1 protein-coding gene and 1 pseudogene are annotated in these 506 nt (G+C 49.8%); both read left to right on the forward strand.

Annotation, left to right across the window (positions count from 1 at the left end; genetic code table 11):
• A pseudogene (locus R8N49_RS30815) lies at positions 1 to 225 on the forward strand (cytochrome c oxidase subunit I); the annotation flags it as partial.
• A gap of 20 nt (positions 226 to 245) precedes the next feature.
• Positions 246 to 506 (forward strand): cytochrome c oxidase assembly protein (locus R8N49_RS30820; RefSeq protein ID WP_318190911.1); only part of this gene is annotated, 261 nt, incomplete at its 3' end.

The raw sequence follows: 506 nt of genomic DNA on the forward strand, positions 1-506 counted from the left end.
ATCCCTGATTACGCGATTCAATTTGCGGATGTGAACCAAATCGTATCTATCGGCGGCTTTGCCTTTGGTTTGTCGCAACTGATTTTCTTGTGGGTCGTGATCAAATGTATTCGTGGCGGAGAGAAAGCGTCGGCCAAACCTTGGGAGCGTGCAGAAGGATTAGAGTGGACTGTGCCAAGCCCTGCGCCTCATCACACCTTTAGTACGCCGCCTAAAGTGGATTAACGGAACGAGAGGCGAAGAACATGGCAGAAAAATCATCCCACAAAAAGCTCACGATAAAGTTAGTGCTGGCCACTTTTGCCATGTTCGGGTTCGGTTTTGCGCTCGTGCCGCTCTATGACGTGATGTGTGATGCGTTAGGTATCAACGGTAAAACCAGTGATGTTGCAGCGATTCAACCTACGGGGATGCAACCCGATTTGAGCCGGACGATTCGTGTGGAGTTTATGGCACACGTCAACCCAGATATGCCGTGGGAGTTTAAGCCGAAAGTCATTTCGATG

The organism is Vibrio sp. 1978 (assembly GCF_033344345.1).